This window comes from Dyella caseinilytica (assembly GCF_016865235.1).
GTDB classification, from domain to species: domain Bacteria; phylum Pseudomonadota; class Gammaproteobacteria; order Xanthomonadales; family Rhodanobacteraceae; genus Dyella_B; species Dyella_B caseinilytica.
Map to the genome: position 1 here is coordinate 1,309,220 of NZ_CP064030.1, position 19,029 is coordinate 1,328,248.

The 19,029-nt window shown below is 58.8% G+C and carries 16 protein-coding genes; 4 read left to right on the forward strand and 12 right to left on the reverse strand.

Translation table 11 applies throughout. From position 1 onward, the window contains the following. Nucleotides 1-2: 2 nt before the first annotated feature. From ISN74_RS05595 to ISN74_RS05620, 6 genes are all read right to left on the reverse strand, one after another. Nucleotides 3-3,647 carry a response regulator gene (locus ISN74_RS05595; RefSeq protein ID WP_188798177.1) on the reverse strand — a complete coding sequence of 1,215 codons (3,645 nt, stop codon included), beginning with the start codon at nucleotides 3,645-3,647 and terminating at the stop codon, nucleotides 3-5. A gap of 166 nt (nucleotides 3,648-3,813) precedes the next feature. Continuing rightward, on the reverse strand, nucleotides 3,814-5,211 hold the full coding sequence (locus tag ISN74_RS05600; RefSeq protein WP_188798179.1) for an FAD/NAD(P)-binding protein: 1,398 nt from the start codon (nucleotides 5,209-5,211) through the stop codon (nucleotides 3,814-3,816). A 54-nt stretch (nucleotides 5,212-5,265) separates the two neighbouring features. Continuing rightward, nucleotides 5,266-5,886, reverse strand: a complete 621-nt coding sequence (locus ISN74_RS05605; protein WP_203546708.1) for a cysteine dioxygenase — start codon at nucleotides 5,884-5,886, stop codon at nucleotides 5,266-5,268. Nucleotides 5,887-6,184: 298 nt separating this feature from the next. After that, nucleotides 6,185-6,694, reverse strand: a complete 510-nt coding sequence (locus ISN74_RS05610) for a peroxiredoxin family protein (protein WP_188798183.1) — start codon at nucleotides 6,692-6,694, stop codon at nucleotides 6,185-6,187. A 103-nt stretch (nucleotides 6,695-6,797) separates the two neighbouring features. Then, nucleotides 6,798-7,901 carry a transporter gene (locus ISN74_RS05615; protein WP_188798186.1) on the reverse strand — a complete coding sequence of 368 codons (1,104 nt, stop codon included), beginning with the start codon at nucleotides 7,899-7,901 and terminating at the stop codon, nucleotides 6,798-6,800. A gap of 218 nt (nucleotides 7,902-8,119) precedes the next feature. After that, nucleotides 8,120-8,617: a DUF2946 domain-containing protein gene (locus ISN74_RS05620; protein ID WP_308420747.1), complete on the reverse strand. Its 498-nt coding sequence runs from the start codon at nucleotides 8,615-8,617 to the stop codon at nucleotides 8,120-8,122. Between the two features lie 237 nt (nucleotides 8,618-8,854). On the opposite strand from ISN74_RS05620, the gene ISN74_RS05625 reads away from it, so the two are divergent. The 3 genes from ISN74_RS05625 to ISN74_RS05635 all read left to right on the forward strand — a co-directional run bounded on the left by ISN74_RS05625 (nucleotide 8,855) and on the right by ISN74_RS05635 (nucleotide 12,133). Further along, a complete protein-coding gene (locus ISN74_RS05625) occupies nucleotides 8,855-9,223 on the forward strand; it encodes a hypothetical protein (RefSeq protein WP_188798189.1) in 369 nt (122 codons plus the stop codon). Between the two features lie 309 nt (nucleotides 9,224-9,532). Continuing rightward, nucleotides 9,533-10,882, forward strand: a complete 1,350-nt coding sequence (locus ISN74_RS05630; RefSeq protein WP_188798193.1) for a serine hydrolase — start codon at nucleotides 9,533-9,535, stop codon at nucleotides 10,880-10,882. A 261-nt stretch (nucleotides 10,883-11,143) separates the two neighbouring features. After that, entirely contained in the window at nucleotides 11,144-12,133 is a 990-nt protein-coding gene (locus ISN74_RS05635) for an adhesin family cell surface protein (RefSeq protein ID WP_188798200.1), read from the forward strand. Nucleotides 12,134-12,212: 79 nt separating this feature from the next. Here ISN74_RS05635 and ISN74_RS05640 read toward each other — a convergent pair whose 3' ends face one another. Genes ISN74_RS05640 through ISN74_RS05655 form a run of 4 tightly spaced genes read right to left on the reverse strand, consistent with a single transcriptional unit; the run spans nucleotide 12,213 to nucleotide 17,051 of the window. Then, nucleotides 12,213-12,740, reverse strand: coding sequence for a MarR family winged helix-turn-helix transcriptional regulator (locus ISN74_RS05640; protein WP_188798202.1), 528 nt, complete (start codon nucleotides 12,738-12,740; stop codon nucleotides 12,213-12,215). A 22-nt stretch (nucleotides 12,741-12,762) separates the two neighbouring features. Beyond that, the gene (locus tag ISN74_RS05645; protein ID WP_188798204.1) at nucleotides 12,763-14,355 is read right to left on the reverse strand and encodes an efflux transporter outer membrane subunit; all 1,593 of its coding nucleotides are present in this window, start codon (nucleotides 14,353-14,355) and stop codon (nucleotides 12,763-12,765) included. A 30-nt stretch (nucleotides 14,356-14,385) separates the two neighbouring features. Beyond that, on the reverse strand, nucleotides 14,386-15,966 hold the full coding sequence (locus tag ISN74_RS05650; protein ID WP_188798205.1) for a DHA2 family efflux MFS transporter permease subunit: 1,581 nt from the start codon (nucleotides 15,964-15,966) through the stop codon (nucleotides 14,386-14,388). Then, on the reverse strand, nucleotides 15,963-17,051 hold the full coding sequence (locus tag ISN74_RS05655) for an HlyD family secretion protein (protein ID WP_188798208.1): 1,089 nt from the start codon (nucleotides 17,049-17,051) through the stop codon (nucleotides 15,963-15,965). The genes ISN74_RS05650 and ISN74_RS05655 overlap by 4 nt, the downstream gene beginning before the upstream one ends. A gap of 74 nt (nucleotides 17,052-17,125) precedes the next feature. Here ISN74_RS05655 and ISN74_RS05660 point away from each other — a divergent pair, with 74 nt between their 5' ends. Further along, on the forward strand, nucleotides 17,126-17,809 hold the full coding sequence (locus ISN74_RS05660; protein ID WP_188798210.1) for a MarR family winged helix-turn-helix transcriptional regulator: 684 nt from the start codon (nucleotides 17,126-17,128) through the stop codon (nucleotides 17,807-17,809). Between the two features lie 50 nt (nucleotides 17,810-17,859). On the opposite strand, the gene ISN74_RS05665 is transcribed toward ISN74_RS05660, so the two are convergent. Next, entirely contained in the window at nucleotides 17,860-18,507 is a 648-nt protein-coding gene (locus ISN74_RS05665) for a hypothetical protein (protein ID WP_188798212.1), read from the reverse strand. A gap of 51 nt (nucleotides 18,508-18,558) precedes the next feature. Continuing rightward, nucleotides 18,559-19,002, reverse strand: coding sequence for a hypothetical protein (locus ISN74_RS05670; RefSeq protein ID WP_188798213.1), 444 nt, complete (start codon nucleotides 19,000-19,002; stop codon nucleotides 18,559-18,561). Nucleotides 19,003-19,029 lie beyond the last annotated feature (27 nt).

Here is a 19,029-nt window from a genome sequence, read left to right on the forward strand (position 1 = left end):
CGTCAGTTGCGTAGCCATACGTGCATCATGGAGGCAAGTTTGTCCAGATCGATCGGCTTGGATAGATAATCGTTGGCGCCTGCCTCCAGGCACTGTTCGCGATCACCCCGCATGGCTTTGGCGGTGAGCGCGATAATGGGCAGATGATTGAGCGATGATTGTGCACGAATGGCACGCGTCACTTCATAACCGTCCATGCCCGGCATCATGATGTCCATCAGTACCAGTTCCACGTTGCTGTTTTCGGCCAGATGCTGCAGTGCTTTCTCGCCATCCTGCGCCATGGTGATGTTGAGTCCCCAGCCGCGCAGCACTTTGGACAAGGCAAACAGATTGCGCATGTCGTCGTCGACCAGCATCACGTGATGTCCGCTCAGGCCATCGTAGGTCGGTGAAGGCGCTGTGGCTTCGGGGTTGTTGGCCTGTCGGATGCTGTGCAGGAACAGGCTCACTTCGTCCAGCAGGCGCTCCGGCGAGCGTACACCCTTGATCACGATGCTGTCGGTGTACTGGCGGATGTGCAGGTTTTCTTCGCGGCTCAACTCGCGGCCTGAATACACCACGACAGGCGGAATACTGCCGGTGTGCGCGAGTTTTTCCAGCAATTCGAGACCGGAGATGCCGGGCAGGCCAAGATCGAGCACGATGCAGTCGTAGCCGGTATCGGAAATCTTCTGCAGCGCTTCTTCGCCAGAGACGGCTTCATCGATATGAACATCATCCTGATCGAGCAAGGTGCGCACGGCGGCGCGTGCATGCGCGTCGTCATCGACGACCAGCAGGTGGCGAGTACGGCCTTTGGCAAAATGCAACAGGCGCTCGAAGGCTTCGTTAATCGCCTCGCGGGTCACGGGCTTGGTAAGGAATCCCACCGCGCCCAGTTCGCGGCCGCGTGAAGCATCATCGGTGGCGGAAAGGAAATGCACGGGAATATGGCGGGTGGCCGGATCGGCCTTGAGCCGCTCGATCACCGTCCAGCCATCCATGCCCGGAAGCATCACGTCGAGCAGAATGCCGACCGGATGAAAACGGCGCGCCAGCGCAAGGCCTTCTTCGCCATCCACCGAGTGCAGCATGCGATGGCCTTTTTGGCGCACGATATCGGCAAGAATGCGCGCAAAAGCAGGGTCATCCTCCACAATCAGGATCACGCTGTCGCCGGGCGCGATACGCTCGCGATCATCCGCGACACCTTCAGTAGGCATCATCGAACGGGTCACCGGCCGTGGTGTTGGCGTATGGACGTGGCTCGAAGTGGCGCTGGCAGGTTGCTCGGGTTTGCGTTCGGGCAACAGCAACACGAACTCGCTGCCTTGGCCGACTTCGCTGCGTAGCACGATATCGCCGCCAAGCAATTCTGCCATGCGGCGCGAAATGCTCAGGCCAAGCCCGGTGCCACCGAATTGTCGGCTGGTACTGCTGTCGGCTTGCTCGAATGCGTTGAAGATGCGTTCGAGTTTATCGGCGGAAATACCGATGCCACTGTCTTTCACGCTGATCGCCAGCAGGTTCTGATCCTTCACGGCTTCAGGTACGGGAAGATCGCCCGAAGGCCGTCCGATGCGTACGCGCACACCACCCTTGGTGGTGAATTTGAAGGCGTTGGCCAGCAGGTTGTTGATGATCTGTTCGAGCCGGTTGGGATCGGTGTGGATCTCCGCCGGCAGGTTGTCGTCCACTGTTACGTCGTAGTCGAGCTTCTTCTCGCGGGCGACATGATCGAAGGTGCGGCGCAGACCGCGCGCCAGGTTCTGCAAGGGGTAGTCGGTCAGCGACAACTCCATCTTGCCGGCTTCGATCTTGGACAGGTCGAGAATGTCGTTGATCAATCGCAGCAGGCTGGAACCAGCGTCATGGATGATGCGCGCGGACTCGACCTGCTCGCTGTCCAGGTTACCTTCGCGGTTTTCAGCCAGGCTGCGCGACAGGATCAGCAAGCTGTTCAGTGGCGTGCGCAACTCGTGCGACATGTTGGCGAGGAATTCGCTCTTGTACTGGCTGGCGCGCGCAAGCTCTTCCGCTTTCTGCGAGGTCTCACGCTGCAGCGCTTCCACTTGCTGCTTCTGTTGGCGCAGGGTATCGGTCTTCAGGCGCAGTTCTTCGTTGGAGGCCTGCAACTCGTCGGCCTGCACGCGCAGTTCTTCTTCAGATGCCTGCAGGCGCTCCGATTGTTCTTCCAGTTCGTTGGTCTTGGTTTGCAAGGTATCGTTGGCGTCGCGCAACGCTTCCTGCTGTTGCCGCATGGTGACCGCGGAAATGCGTAGCTCGTCAGCCTGTTCGCGTGTCTGCTCAAGCAAGTCCTGCGTGTTGACAGCGCGGTTGAGGTTTTCCAGCGTCAGCGCCGCCATCGGCAGCAGCTCATCCAGCAATTGTTGTTGCAGGGTAGAAGGTGCCGTGAAGCCTGCGAACTCCAGCACGCCGACCAATTGGTCGCGCAGTAGCAGTGGACGGATGGTGATGTGCCTGGGCAGGGAGGAACCACCGCCGGATTCGATATGCAAATAGTTTTCCGGGACATCATCCAGCGTGATGGGTTGTCGCGTCTGCGCACACTGACCGACCAAGCCTTCGCCTGGCATATAGGCGTCGGGCCGGTTTTGTAGCCGCAAGCCATAGCTGCCCAGCAAATCCAGCCGTTGGCGTGATTCGTCGTAACCGTAGAACAACGCCACGCCAGCGTGTAGCAGGGGCGTGAGCGCGGAGGTGAAGCGCTCGGCGAAATCGCGATGATTCACGGCTTGCTGCAGACTGCTGGAGATCGACGTCGCCTGGCTCTTCAACTGTGTCTGCTGCTCAGAGTCGATCACCATCTGCTTGAAGACTTGCAGTGCTTTGGCGATTTCCCCGACTTCATCGCGGCGTCCGATGCCATGGATCTTGATATCATGGTCGTGATCAGCAAGACGTGTCATCAGCTCTGCCAGCAGACGGATCGGTCGGGTGACCAGCCGCGATGTGAGCGCGATGACGATCAGGCCAAGCAGCAAACCGATCAGGGCGCTGATCAGATTCGCGTACATGGTGTTGCGCCGCAGACGTTCGACGTCGTTGGTGCGCTCTGCCAGCAGTTGGCGCTCGGTGGCGCTCATGTCGTCGAGGACGCCGGTGTAGTCTTCTATTCGGATGCTGCGGTGTGCGATGTAGTCGGCTTGGATCTGCGCGATGTGCTGTATGCCGTCAGGTGAACCGGGGTTCGGTACCGCCGATTCCGGGGCGATAAGCATCTTCTGCAGTTCGATATTCCAGTGCGTGACCAGTTCCTTGATGTGATCGATTCGCAGCTGTTGTATGGGATTGTCGGCAGTCAGCTGGCGCAATTGTTCCAACTGTTGCAGAAATTTGGTGACGCCGGTGTTGGTTTGTTCAAGTTCGCTTGCCTTATGGCTGATCAGGAAGCCGCGCAGGCCGACCTGTCCATTGAGCGCTATGCGCTGCAACGACTCGATTTGCAACAACACCTGATAGGTATGGTCGGCCCATCGCCGTGTTTCGGTCTGCCGACTTTGCGAGAAGGCATTGATCACGCTGTTGAAAAGGAACAACCCCAGCAACAGGCCGATCGCGAGGATGATCTTGTAGCGAATCGGCAGATGGGTCAGCCACGAGTACTTTTGGCGTGGTGCTGATGTCGGGGTGGGGCTGACCATGTGGAATCCCGCTGATGTGGCTGTTTGCTACACCCATTGTCATCCATCGATGACAATGGGTGGCGTTGGCGCCAGATTAGCGAGAAGGGGGCAAGTGCGGTAGCGTTCGGCCCGAAGGTGTGGCTATCGCCCGGCGGGGTGTTAGCCCGCCGTGTGCAATCTGTATTCAGGCCGTGGCGGCTGAAATCGGTACGGCGCCGGCGGGGTGGAGTGCAGCCAGGTTCGCTGCCAATGCATGCGCCGCGGCGCGTATCTCCGGCATGGCCGTGCACTCCCAGAGATTGCCGCGCAGCAATGAACCGATCGCATAAAGGCCCGGCTGACTATCGCCACGGGCATTGATGAGCCGGCCGTCGGGGTGGGCTGCTACGCCCAGCTGCAACGGATCGGCCACCGCCAGGCCATCCTCGATCAGCTGCGAAAGCAGCGCGTGTTCGGTGAAGGCCACGGCAGTATCGAGGCCGGTGGCCTGCACCACCAGGTCGGCCTGCAGGGTGGACATCACCTGGTTGGCGCGGGCGCGGACCGTGACATCGAGCGGGCCCTGCCCATCTACGCCCAGTACACGCGCGGCATGGACCTGCAGCCGTCCCTCGTCGCGCAATTGCTGGATGATCTCGGCGGAAGGCGGCGCGATGCGGTGGCGCGAAGCTTCCCAGATCCAGCGCGCATGGCGCAGGAATTGACGGCGCTGGGCCAGCGTCAGCCGTTGCCAGAGCGTGGCGTTGATCGGCCGCATGCCGTCGATAACGCTGCGCCAGTCGAGTTGGGGCGACTCGCGCATGGCCTGGCGGATGGCCCGCACCATGCCTACCGGGTCGTGACAGGCAAGCAGTTGCGCGTTGAGCTGGTTTTGCTGCGGATAGGGTTGGGCCGGCAAGGTTGGATGCACGAAGGGAAGCAGGCCATGGCGCGAGACCGCGACCAGTTCGGCATCGGGCCATTGCGTGGATGCGGAGATCAGGGTGTCGACAGCGGTGAGGCCGGTGCCGATCACGATCATTCGGCGCGGGGCGCGGTTTCGATGCGGCAGATTCCAGGGATTGAGTTCATACGCGCCGCTGGCGAGCGCATCATTGGAAACGGTGCGCAACGGACGTGGCGATAACGCGCCTACCGCCAGGATCACCGCATCGACATGCAGTATCCGCTTGTCGGCGAGCAGCACATCGTAGCCATCGATCTGCGGATCGACGCGCAATGCTTCAGCGGCATGCAGGGCAAATGCCCGGCCGCGTGCCTCAGCAGTCGCGATACGTGCCCGCACCTGTGCTTCGATGAAATCGCCGAACAGACGGCGAGGGAGGAAATCCGTGGTGCGAACACCCGCACGCTGGCGCGTGGCGTGCTGCACGAAATCTTCATCCTGATCCACATACAGGCCCATGCCGGCCGCGCGTACGTTGAGCAGATGATGATCTTCAGGCGTTGCATACGCGACGCCTCGTCCCTGCGTGGATGCTCCGGTGATCCAATGCACCGTGGCGTTGCTATCTTGATTCAGCAGTGCGCCAAACAGTGCCGCACCCGCCGCGCCGCCTCCGATGATTGCGATATCAGCCATAACACTTCCTCGAGCCATGTCAGCGTGGCGGCGACGGATCGCCGGTGGAACGGATCAAACCAGGGCCGGCTCGCGCACCGCCTGGTGCGTGGTGCTGGCCCAGCGTCCCTCGTCCTGCAGGTGATAGCTGCGATACGTGTCCAATGCACCACCATAGACATGCAGCGACACAGCCGGGCGATTGGAGGAAAGATTGCGGCAGCGATGCGCATAGTCGGCGTGTGAAAACGCCAGATGATCACCAATGCCGATCACCGAGGTGCCGCGGGAAACCAGATGCGGATGATCCTGCAGCGAAAGGTCGAACGCTTCCACTTCCAGCACGCCGTCGAGCATGATCTCCATGCCCCATAGGCCATCGTGATCATGAATGGGTGTGGCGTGAGCGGGCGGCCAAATGATCAACAGCGCTTCATAGCCGAGCGTGGCGCTATCGGCCAGAGTAATGCGGCGATACGACGTCGCAGCGGTTGCATCGATGAGGTCTTCCACATGCGGGCAACCCGGCCATAACGATGCAGGCGCGACAACTTTCGCGAGCTCCTGCGCATCGACTCGCTTGTGCAGTTGCAGGCAAGCATCGATGGCGTCGAGGAGACGTTGCGCCCAGAGGGCGGTGGATGGTCTGAGTGCGTCGTGCATCGGGTAACCCTGTGTGATGGCGTACTCGACCATGAAAGAAACATAGCCGGCGTTAAATAACCGCTATGCACTAGTTGCAAGATTTCATGCTGATATGACGAATCTGCCAGTGCATACGACCAGCATCGTATCGGATCGATGCAAAGCGTGGAATTTGCGCGACTTAGGTTGATTAGACGGATTTCGTCTTACAGGTATGGGTGGCGCGAATAAGATGGGTGCAGCATATTGCGAAGCAACATTCGTGGATGGATTTCCAAGTCGATTTTATAAGTCGCTCTGGCAGGTTTTCTTTTTCACTGGAAGCCAAGATGTATGGCCGTCCAAATAATCAGTGAGCGCTTCCTAACAACGGCGTAACGATCTGTTCAAGCCGTTCGAATGTCCATGCCGGTTGCTTGTCTTTCCAGCCGTTATCGGCCAAGCGCCCGTCGCGATCGATGATGAAGCTGACGGGCAGATGCCAAATACGCCCGTAGCCCGGCACGTGAGGATCACCCAGCAGGCCGATCGGAAAGCTCAAGCTGCGTGCCACCGCGCGTACCTGGTCGAGGTCATCCGGCGTATCGAGGCTGAAGCCCAGCACGACCAATCCCTGACTGGCGTGCGCGCGAGCGTAGTTCGAAAGCAACGGCAACTCCTCCCGGCATGGATCGCACCACGTCGCCCAGAACGTGAGAATCACCACCTTGCCATGCAGATCGCGCAGATCAATACGCTTGCCCTCCAGCGTGTTCAGGGTAATAGGTGGAGCGGGTGCTCCGATCTGAAGATCATTGGCAACCACGGGATGTGCGAATAGCAAAGGCGCAATCAACGCGCAGGCATATCGCAGAAACATGGAAAAAGATCGTGGCATTGTCATAAATACAATTGCGCGTTTGAGGTTCGGTGTGACGCATCATGATGCGCCATACGCTGTGACATGCCACGACTGCGGCTCATCAAAGTTTCATACTCACGCCGATTGTGCCAGTCCAGCCAGGGAAAAGCTGATATCCCTGCAAATGGCTATAGATTGGCACCTGCACGAAAGCATACAACTGCAAATTCTTGCTCAGGCTACCGCTGATGCCGGGACTGAGGTAGGCAACGGTGCCTTCCGTATCCGGGTGGTCCGCCAGAAAGCCCTGATCGGCCATCTTGTGCAGCCAGTTGATCTGCAATTGCGGTACCCAGTTGGCGTGCGCTTCATAACGCACGCCAAAACTGATGGTGGTGGTGTTGCCGGGGCGGAAATCGGCACCGTTTTGATCCAGGTTTTCTTTCACCGCCGCCTGGAACTGGCCGTTCACGAACGCATCGAAATTCTGGCTCACTGGTTGGAAGTAGTAACCACCGACGATCAGATCGGTGCTGCCTGTGCCCGTCTGCAAGCTGGTGTCGAGCGATTGGCCGAAGCCCGGTCCGGACTTGAATGTCACAGGATGGCCGACCAAATCGCCGTTGATGTCTTCACCGCCGTAGTTGCCGGTGGGTAGCTTGATACCGAATTGCAAACCCAGATTGTGCGTCGGCAGAAAGCCTTGGTAACTGGCGAGGATCTTGCCGTCGCCGAAGCCAGAGACATGCGCATCGCTGATCTGGTTGGGTGAGGTTTCACTGGGCGTGTATGGCGCCAATTGCGTGCCGTAGGTGGAATGATCACGGATCACGTAGGGCAGCAGGAACGTGATGCCCCAATCCGCGTTGAAGCGGTACGTCGCCGAGACGTTAATGTAACGGTTGATCGTTCCGCGTTCTATTTCGCCGCCACCCAGTACGGGAGCAGATGGGTCATTGACGACCTGCTCCGGACTGGCCTTGCCGCTACCGTGCCGAAGTTCATTCTGGTCGATAAAAGTGTAATCGACATTGATACGCCAGCCGGACGCGGTCGAATAGCCGGTGGCGGCATCCGTACTGAGCGTGCAGCCGCAGGTGGCGCAGGCGAATGCAGCCGAAGGAAACGCACTGAGAATCAGCAGGCCGCTGATCGCGGCCAGCGGCCGGGAAATGACACGTGCCTGGATGGCATGGAGCGGCGGCGAGCATGTTGCAGAAGACATCGCAAACGAGCGTGAGGAGTGCGCGAATCGCATGAATGAGTACCCGGAGTGGTTGCCGCGACCATCGCGGCGCGCATGACAAAGACGATCACTCATCTCCACAAGGAGTCATGGCGAACAGTGGGAATCACGCCGCCGCTGACATGGGTGAGGTAGATCGTAGGAAAGGACAGACAACGCCTTGCGCTTATGAAAGCAGCAGACCGTTTGTCCTGGCGTCAGGCGATGCGCGGTGGACCGCGAGGACGGGCACTCAGAATCGGCGATACATAGGCATCGTCGACCGGGGGAAGTGCCGGAGCGGCCTGACCGGGCGGTGCCGGTGGCAGATGGGATTGCGCTCCGGTGGGCAGTACCGGCAAATGGTGGAGCAGAACGCAGTAACCGCATTTGGCGGTGGGATCGGCCGGGCTATCGGGTGCACCCGGATGTTTGGCCCCCGCCATATGCTGCGTGCAGGCGGCATCCATGTCCGGCATCGCGCCAGCCATGGGCATCACTCTGGAGATAGCCGGCATCACGACAATAAGTGCCATGGCCAGCATCGCCAGCCAGGCAACATAGTGACGAGATATCTTTCGCCGAAGCACTGCTATCCCCATGCGTGAGCACATACTCGCCCCGATCAGTTCAGCATCATACCCGTTGAAACAAGCAAATGTTGCGACGTGACGGCCACGCCGCGATGTGTTTACCGCGCCGTAACAGAACCGCATGCAGCAGGCTGACGATGATGCGATGACGCGTACGGAGAGGCCGCACCGGCATTCAGGTTGAGTTTGCAGGGCGGCAACTTGCGCGTGTCATGACATGCCGATGGTCTTACTGTCCAGGTCGTTGGGTTATCACATCGAAGTAAACCGTTGGCGGCAATGTCGCATCTCATCCCTTGCGAACTGCCCATGTTGCCTGTGGGCGGATGGGTAGTTTTGTGCTTTTTTTGGGAGTGCATCATGCGAAAGATATGGATTGTTCTCGGGGTTTTGTTGGTATCGCATCTGGTGATCGCGGCGTCCATACGCCACGTCGATTTCATCAACAGCGCAGGGGATAGCGTGGTGGAGATCTCGCTGGCAACGCCAGGCAGTGGCGATTGGAAGCCGGTCAAGCTGAGTGGCGTGACGGATGGCGGCTATGTGAGTCTGGATGGTGGTTACATGGGCAAGGCGACCGCCGTCATTGATATCAACCACGGTTGCGTCTATGACATTTTGATCGAGTTCTCGAAACGAAAGGCGCTGTTGCTGAGTAACGCCGATGTCTGTCACACACATCGCTTCGATATCGACAAAATATGGTGGCAGGCGCAATCCGCATCGTGATCGGAAGTCTGTGTGGCGCAGGAGGCGCAGCTGCAACAGGTTGGCAAGGGACTATTTGGCGGATCACGAGTGCATTACTTGCGCTGCTGCTTGTATGGTTGGTCCAATAGGGGAAGGGGCGGCTGATGGCAAGTGCCGCGACGGCTCGATAAACAGCACCGGTTTGTGTCCATGGACAAAGAGCGAGGGGATATGAGGCATTTCGCAAGAAGGATCATGGTATGCGCGCCACTCCTGCTTTCCTGCACGTCATTGCTGGCCCGGGGAATACAGGCATCAAACACACCATCTGCTGATACCGCAAAACACATGGCGAGCATCGAATCCTGTTTGCCGTATGCGATCGCCGTCAAAAACAATCCCCAACCGTGCCGTACGCTCCAGCAGTGGATGCAGGACTTGCATGTGCCGGGCGTGAGCATTGCCGTTATCCATAACGGCACCATTGCATGGGCAAAGGGATATGGGGTGGCCAGGATCGGTGGCGAACCGGTGACGGCCGATACCATGTTCCAGGCGGGCTCCATCAGCAAGGCCGTGTCGGCCATGGGGACGCTTCATTTGGTGCAGCAAGGAAAACTTTCGCTGGACGAAGATATCAACCAGAAGCTGGTCAGCTGGAAGCTGCCCGCCAGTCCCATTGCGCCTGGCGCAGTCGTGACCTTGCGTGAATTGCTCACCCATACGTCCGGATTGAGCGTACACGGTTTTCCCGGCTATGCGGCTGGCGAGCCCGTGCCGACACTGGTTCAAGTATTGAATGGCGAGAAGCCCGCCAATACAAAAGCCGTGCGGCTGGAAAGCAAGCCCGACAGCCAGTGGAAGTACTCCGGTGGCGGGATAACGGTGATGCAGTTGCTGTTGCAGGACGTGACGCAGCAACCCTTCGCAAGCTTCATGCAAGATACGGTGCTCTCGCCGCTAGGCATGAGTCACAGTACCTTCGAGCAGCCGCTGCCAGCAGATCGTCGCTCGGTTGCTGCAACGCCTTATGACGAGGCAGGCCAAGCCGTTCCAGGCGGCGCACATACCTATCCCGAGCAAGCGGCAGCCGGACTTTGGACCACACCTTCGGACCTTGCGCGCTTCGTGCTGGAAATACAGCAATCTCTGCAAGGTAACGCCAATCACGCGCTAGACCAAGCCATGACCCGGGAGATGCTGACGCCGGGCAAAGGAAGCTGGGGGTTAGGGATCGAGATCGGTGGCAGCCGCACCGCCCCGTTTTTCGATCACGATGGCGATGACGCGGGTTTCGAGGCCGTCATGATCGGCTACGAGAAAGGGGGCGACGGCGTGGCGATCATGACGAATGGGCAGAATGGTGGCGTGCTCAACATGCAGATTCTCAGAAGCATCGCCGTGGCCTATGGGTGGCCCGATTTTCAACCGATCGTACACACGGCCGTGACGCTGGACCGCCGCGTGCTGTCGCGATATGCCGGCACTTATCAAATCGGGCCAAGCGAGAAGATGGTGATTACGCTGGAAGGGGATCAGCTCATGAGCCGGGTCGGGCATCAAACCAAGCTGGCCTTGTTTGCCCAGTCACCCACCCACTTCTTCACGTTGATGGGAGGGGAGTTTGATTTTCCGGTGCAGGCCGATGGCATCGTGGTGCATAACGACGATGGTGACTATCACGGCAAGCGGCTTTGATCCGGTTGTCGGTGCATGAGCGTGCCTCGTTGCGCCGCAGCTTGAGGCAGATGAGGGTGTGCGGGTAGGTCATTGCAAGCAAGACGAAAGCATGCCGATCATGCGATGTATCGGGAACACCGATTTTCCATGATGCGAAACGCAACATCGCGTATTCCACCTTGCCGATTCTTCACGGATCCGTCACAGTTGACGTTTACGGACACGACACAACGTGTCCGTTACAAATCAAATAACCAGCATCGACTACAGGGGGGCCTAATGATCGAGCTGGAAGTACAGGCCCTCTCGGCAACGAGAGATGGGCTGCTCATCGACGTCGGCAAGGCTGTCGTCGCAAGTGGATTTACCCTGCAACGGCAGCGGCTGGTGCAGGATCCGCATGGCGTGCTGATGACGCTTGTCGTGCGCGGCCCTGCACGTAAGCAGCGTGCGCTTGAGGTTGCGCTGGAAGCCAACGAGCGGATCATCAGTTTCGAAGTCACGCCGTTCGAAGACGGTCCGCCGAAGCCTCATTTCGCAGCGTCGCGGACTTTTGCGCGTGAACCAGCGCCGCTGATCAAGCCGGCGGCCGAACCTGTGGCAGCGCCGACTGTCGTCGAGCCACCCAAGGCGGTTGAGCCATCGGTGATTCCTGCGGTTCCAGCTCAGCCAGAACGCCAAGCTCCGACACCGCCGCCTCCGTTGCAACAGGTGCCGGAACCCGAGCCAGATCCTGATTTCATGTTCTTGCTTGAACCGAAATCGTCGCCCGCACCGGCACCCGCGTCGGTACCGGTCGAGCCATTTGTGGAAATGATGCCGCTGGAACCGGATGTCGAGGCTGTCGACAAAGCGCTGCCGCGTTTGCAGTTCGACTATCCGAGGGTCTTTCCGGCATTGCAGAAGCTGGAGGAGTCCGTCGTTGCGGCTGCGCGCGAGCCGTCGCTTTTACTTGCGGGTCAGCGCACTGGATCCTGGGTGTTCGCACGTGATCACGGCGCCGCCACGAAACTCGATCTGGAGGAAGCGATCAAGCGCATTGGCGTACCGGCGCTAAGTGCGGTGGTCGAAGTGGAGTACAAGGGCGAAGGGTTGCACATCCGCAACAGTCCGTTGTGCGCGCCGAATGGCCATTCCGGCTGCAAGTTTTTCAGCGGCTATCTGGAAGGGCTGCTGGGTCCTGCGCTTGCGTCAGGATCGTTGTCGATCTTCGAGGTTTGCTGCCGCAGCTACGGTGCGGATACCTGCATCCTGGCGATTTCGGAGTGATTGCCAGTCCTGCAGATGCCTGCTGTGAGACTCACATCAGGCGCTGCAAGCAAAGTTTGGGATGTTTCAGGCCGTCAAGTCAGGAAAGCGATGCATCATTCACCGTCGTGGCGATGAACTGCTCGCAAGATGAGCCAATGCTGTTGATCGCATCGAGCCGTGCTTGATCGAAGAATTCGCCCAAGGATGTCAGAAAGCGCGTTGCCAAGTCCCGTCCCATGGTTGTCAACGCCAGCAGGACTTGCCGCCGGTCGGAGGAGGAACGATGACGGCGCACAAGACCTCGCTCCGTAAGCTCATCCAGCAGCCGCGTCATGTAAGCCGGAGCGATTCCTGTGTCGTACTTCAGGTCGACTTGCTTGCACGTCGTTGTCTGCGAGAGATGCACCAGGATCAGGTAGTGTGCAATCGTCAGATCGGTAGTTCCCGCGGCCAGATGGACAAGTCTCTCTATTGCAGCCGCTGCGTTCTTGAGTGAGCGGCTGACTTCAGCAACATTGCGGATGGTCGTCTTGGCAGCTTGCAACGCCGGGCGCGTCCCTGCGCGCGGTGTCCGGGTGGAATGGGGCTGCTGCTTGCTCGACGGGTGCGAGAGATGCTGTCTCATGATCGCCACTCCTGCTCGTGGATTAGGCTTGCGATTCCTTGCCGCTTGTTACCGATGGACGTTGGGCGCGACTGGACGCTGTTGCCTTATCGTTGGTGTTTTCCGGATAGGTTGATTCCCAGCCGCCGCCCAACGCCTTGTAGAGCGACACCAGCGTGGTGGAGATTCCGGTGATGTTGTCGGTGAGATTCTGCTGTGCCGATAACAGTTGACGCTCTGCGTCGAGCACTTGCAGGAACGATCCCGTGCCGGCGGTGTACTGAGCTTGCGCCAATCGCAGCGCTTTCTGGTCATACATCACGGTGGCCTGAAGTTGATCGTGGCGGGCCTGTTGTGAGTTGTATTCAGTCAGCGCGTTGTCGATATCGTGCCAGGCAGACAGCACGGTTCGTTGGTAATTGATGGCTGCTTCCTGTTGTTGTTCCTTGCGCAGTTCGAGCGTTGCTTTCAGACGGCCTCCTTCGAAGATAGGCAGGCTGATCGATGGGCCGATCCCAAACTGACGCGATCCCCAGTTACCCAACTGACTGAATTGCAGCGACTGGAGACTGCCGCTGCCGGAAAGCGTAATGCTTGGGTAGAAATCCGCCTTTGCTACGCCGATTTCAGCGGTTGCCTGATGCAGCGTGGCTTCCGCTTGACGAATGTCCGGGCGACGGCGCGCCAGATCCGAAGGAATGCCCAATGGCACCACCGGCGGCGTCGGCGGTATGGGTTGGCTTTGTTCAAGCTCGGACTGCAGTGCACCGGGAGCTTCGCCCAGCAGGAAGCTGAGGCGGTTGATGGTTTCGTCTTCCTGCTGCGAGAGCTGGGGCAGTAGCGCACTTTCGGCCGTTACTTGCGAAGCGGCTTGTGCAACATCCAGTTCCGTCGCCAGGCCATGGGCATACCGTTCGCGCGTAACGCGCTCGGCACCCTTGGCGGCGTTGAGATTGTCGAGCGTAATGGCATAGTCGGTTTGTGTGCCGCGAAGCTGGATGTAGTCGCGTGCGACTTCGGCCATGGTGGACATCAGCAGGTCGCGACGCGCGTCGGCCTGAGCCTCCACCGACGCATCAGAAGCTTCCACTTCCCGGCGGACACGTCCCCACAGATCGAGTTCCCATGATGCGTCGAAGCCAGCCTGGAACACGTTGAAGGGCGCATCGCTCTTGCCCTTCGCCGGGATGTTGGCGACGCCGCTGCCCGTTCCATTGGCGGCAGTCGCCGCATTGGTTGCCGGATCCACCTCACCCGTCTCGCTCAAGACACCGTTTGCACTGGCGCGTTCGCGTACGGCACTCGCGTTGCCATCGATGGTTGGATATTGATCCGCTGCCGTGATCGAGCGTTCCGCGCGACTTTCAGCAAGCCTGAGCGATGCAACCTTCAGATCCAGATTGGCGCTGGCCACGCGATCTTCCAGCTTGACCAGTTCCGGATCGTGGAAAGATGTCCACCACGCCGTGTTCATGGTATCGGCCGTGGGGCGGCTTGGGCCCGTGCTGGCGGTCTGGCATGCCGCGGAACACCATGTTGTTGGCAGCTTCGCATTGGGCTTGGTGAAGTTCGGGCCTACCGTGCATCCAGCCAGCAGCAGGGTGGCCGCAACAATGTGATATTTGGATGTGTTCATGACCTGGATCCTCAATCAATCAAAAGGGTGTCAGTGCATTGGCGCGGACGCGTGGCCGCTGTCTTTCACTGGGGAAAGCAGCAAGGCCGTCGGAATCATCAGTGCCGCGAGTACCGCGAAATAGATGAAGGTGTCGGCGTAGGCGAGTACGGATGACTGATACGTGAGGGTTTGAAAGGCATAGGCGACGGCCTGGTCGTGCAAAGTGCTGGCAGCGCGGCCGAGTGAGCGGAGCGCGGCTTCGTTCTGTGCCACCAGCGCATTGAAGGGCTGATTGAACGGCGTCAGCCACGTGGAAAGATGTGCTTGGCTAGCCTGTGTACGTTCCGTCACGATGGCGGTGGCCGCTGAAATGCCGATTGAGCCGGACACGTTGCGGAACATCACGAATAACGCGGCCGCATCCCCGCCCAGCGACTTGGGTAGGCTGTAGTACGCCATGATGCTGATCGGTACGAACAGGAAGCCAAGCCCTGCGGTTTGCAGACTGCGCATCGTTGCAAGCGTGTGGAAGTCGACGTTAGGTACCAGTTTGTTCGAGTACCAGAGCGCGAACACCATGACGCTGAAGCCGATCGCGATGACGTAGCGCAACTGCATGACCTTGATCAGCCTACCCACTGGCGGGATGAGCAGGATGATCGCGACACCGCCCGGTGCCAGCACCAGGCCCGCCCATGTCGCGGTGTAGCCAATGGTCGTTTGCGCGAACTGCGGGATGAGCACTGCTGTCCCGTACAGGATGATGCTCATGCCGACGATCAGTATGGAACTGACCGCGAAATTGCGATCTTTGAACACGCGCAGGTCGACGATCGGCTTTTTGGCCAGCAGCAACCAGATCACTGCGCCCACCAGCCCGATCACGGTAAGGATGGCCAAGTGAACGATAAAGGGGGATGAAAGCCATCCATCGTCTTCGCCGCGGTCCATCATGACCTGCAAGCAACCCAGGCCGAGCGTAATCAAGGCTAGACCGATGTAATCGACCGAGCGCTTCTGCTTCTTGGCCCACGGCGGATCATCCACCAGCGCGGCGACGGCGAGACAGGCAAACACGCCAACCGGAATGTTGATGAAGAAGATCCAGCGCCAGGACGCGTGATCGGTGATGTAGCCGCCAAGTACGGGGCCGACAACCGGCGCGACGATCGTTGCAATGGCGGTGATGGCAAACGCCGCGGCGCGTTTTTGCGGTTCAAACGAGTCCAGCACGATCGCTTGCTGATTGGGCTGCAAGCCGCCACCGAAGAAACCTTGCAGCAAGCGGAACACGATCAGTTGCGGCAGGCTTTGCGCAAACCCACACAGCAGCGAGCACACCGTGAACATCGCAATGCAGATCAGGAAGTAGCGTTTGCGGCCGATCACCGTGCCCAGCCATCCGGAGATGGTAAGCACGATGCCGTTGGCGACCAGATAAGAGGTAAGCGTCCATGTCGCGTCGTCAGGACTGCTGGACAGGCTGCCCGCAATATGCGGAAGCGCGACATTGACGATGGTGGTGTCCAAAATTTCCATGAAAGCGGCCAGCGTCACCACCACCGCAATCAGCCACGGATTGCCACGGGGCTTCCAGGCCACGTCATGGGGTTCGGATGCGGCGCTCATTGGAGTTCGACCGTGGGTTCGACCGAGAGATTGAGCGGAAGCGGACGCTTGGGGTCGAGACCGGAGTCGATCAGGATCTTCACCGGCACGCGTTGAACGATCTTCACGAAGTTGCCGGTTGCGTTTTCCGCCGGGAATGCCGTGAACTTGCCGCCCGAACCGAGCTGGATGCTGTCCACGTGTCCTTTCAGCTTGAGGTCCGGATACGCATCCACCGCAATGGACACGTGCTGTCCTGCACGCATGCGGGTGAGTTCGGTTTCCTTGAAGTTGGCCGTTACCCACACTTCCGGACTGACGATCGAGAACAGTTGCTGGCCGACCTGAAGGTAATCGCCTTTTTCCACACCGCGCTTGGTGACCCATCCGTCCTGTGGTGCCGTCACATCACACCAGCCGACGTTGAGCTTGGCCTGATCCAAATCGGCTTGCGCGAGTTTGAGCTCGCCTTGCAACTGTTCGACGTTGGCTTTTGCCTGATCGATATTGAGTTCGATTGGCTCGGCGATACGCGCTTGGGCTTGGGCTTGGGCCAGATCGCCTTTTGCCGCGTTTCGGTCGGCGGTGGCGTAGTCGATATCGTGGGAAGTGGTGGCTTCCTTGGGAATATCGTGCTGGCGCAGGAATTCTGATTGCGCCTTGAACAGGTCGGCGCGTTCCGTGGCGAGTGTGGCCTGAGCCGCGGCGTACTTGGCGGGGTAGGTGATCTTGGCCAGTGCCAGATTGGATTGCGCTGCGGCCAGCTGCCCTTGCGTCGAGTCCAGTTCACCCTGTGCGTGATCACGCGCAGCCAGATAGTCCATGCATTGAATGCGTACGAGCACTTGTCCCTGGTGCACGAACTGGTTGTCTGTCACGTCAAGTGCCGAGACGTAACCCGCCACGTGTGGGGCAACAACGATCGCTCGGCCATCGGTGTAGGCATCGTCGGTGGACACGCTGCGACCGCTGACCACCGCATAGGCAATGCTGCTGGTAACCAGAAGCGCGCCGGCGGCGATGCCTACCGCGACACGGGTCTTGCGGGGCCATGGCTGCCGCGAGGGAAGGGGTTGGGCACCCCCCTGAACTTCTTCATTGGACATGTCTGACTCCTTACTGGGCCGGCGGGCTTGCGGCTATCGCAAGCCAACGTCTATTTGTATGGCGGCAGACAATAATGTTAGCCAACAAACAAGTCAATAGGTATATTGTAAGTTGGCGTACAAATTTCTATGTAATTGTTTTTGATGAACTAGTTGCTTTAGTGAAACTGTCAATTACCATACAATCCAGCGATGGAATCGTTCCGGCCAGAGAAAATTCTTTGAAAAACACCGACACCACCGACCATCCTGTCTTCCCCCCGCAATACCTGCGGGACGCTTATCTGAGCCGTTTTCCGCCGGCCGCGATGCAGCGGCTGGAGATGGTTTTTGCCCTCAAGTCGGCCAACCAGCAGATCGCCAATGTCTTGAACGAATGGCTGGCAGATACAGCCGGTTCGCCCGCGCGATTCCAGGCGCTCGCGTTGCTGTGGGCTGCAGGCGATCGTCCGTTGCCGCATCAGGAAATCATTGCGTTGTTGCAGGTCAAGCGCGCGACCGTGTCCGCGCTGATGTATTCGCTGGAGCAAGATGGCCTGGTGCAATCCGTGGGCGATCAGAAAGACCGGCGCCGATTGCTTGCCACGATTACGGAAAAGGGCAGGGAAGCAGTCACGAGTGCGATGGGGCGTAATGCGATCAGACTCCAGAACGCACTCGCTGATCTGTCACCGGAAGAACTGGCGCTGTTTCAGAGCCTGTTGAATCGCATCAAGGATGGTTTTTTGCAGGTCGCCAGCGAACGGGCGGATTCCTGATACGGTAAGTCGGAGATGACGCTGACTGCATCGCTCACCGGTTGTATGGATCAGTCGAGAATCAGGAAAAGATCCGCATCGCGTTCCCGTGCGGCAGCCAACATGGCACGTGCGTCGGCAAGACTTTCTGAAAACAGTGTGCGAGCGTCCCGTCCTTCGTATGCGATGGTGCCGGACAACGCATCCTGCACCTGAGCGGGAACGTCAGGCACACGATCCGGCACGGCGGCGAGCCGTGATTGCAATAGTGCCACGTGCGCTTTTGGAATCCAGCCTGCGTAGTAGGGGGCGGCTTCATATGGCAACTTTGTTGACTTGAGAAGCGCTTCTATCGGCTGTCCGTGCAGCAGCTCTTTCATGGAAGCTCTATCCCAACCGAATAATGGCAAGATGGCTTCAAGGACTGCAAATCCAGACCGTACACTGCGGCTCAGCGACGGAACCGGTTGCAGAAAATCGGTCAGCACGATCAACACGCGATAAGACGGATCCGGCGTTTCCACCTCATCGAGCCATTCCGGATCGAAGCGCAGCGATGCGAGCAAGGCCTTCTGCGTATGTCCCGCCTGCGCTACGGTGTTTCTCGCCAATGCTGAAAGAAGCGCCGGCTCAAACTCTCCGGCGCTGTGGCAACGCGTCGCAATCTCACCAAGATCAGCCGCAGCATGAAAGACAAAGGCGGAATGCAAGACTGTCATGTCCGAATTTCCTGTTTCTCAATGCTGCGGATATCGTTAGTCAGAATTGCATCATTTGCAATTATCCTGCGTGCCGTTAACGATATTGCCCTTGTTGGCCTTCGCATACTCAGCGACCGCCTTCGCTGCATCTTCTGTCGATACGCCTTCGGGAGCCTTGATGCTCCAGTGACCCTTCGGATCATCGTCGAAGGACGCACGATATCCGGCAAGGCCCTCTACGTCGCCTTCATCTTCCTTTTCGATTGGATCAGGCAGATTCGTCACCGTGAAGCGATAGTTGCATTTGGCGCCGGCAATCGGTTGATCGAACGTGGAAAGATCATCGTTGAATTTGAACGTGCCGGGATTCAATTTTGCGTTGCCCTTGCTATCTGCGCTCAGACCTCGATAAATGTATACGTCCGCCCACGCTGAGCCGGCAACCAATCCAATGGCCAGCGCGACGGCAAACAGACCCGCGAACCGGAACGCGTTGCTTTTCTGGTTTCTCATCCTGTCCTCTCCTGCAAGTTGATGTGC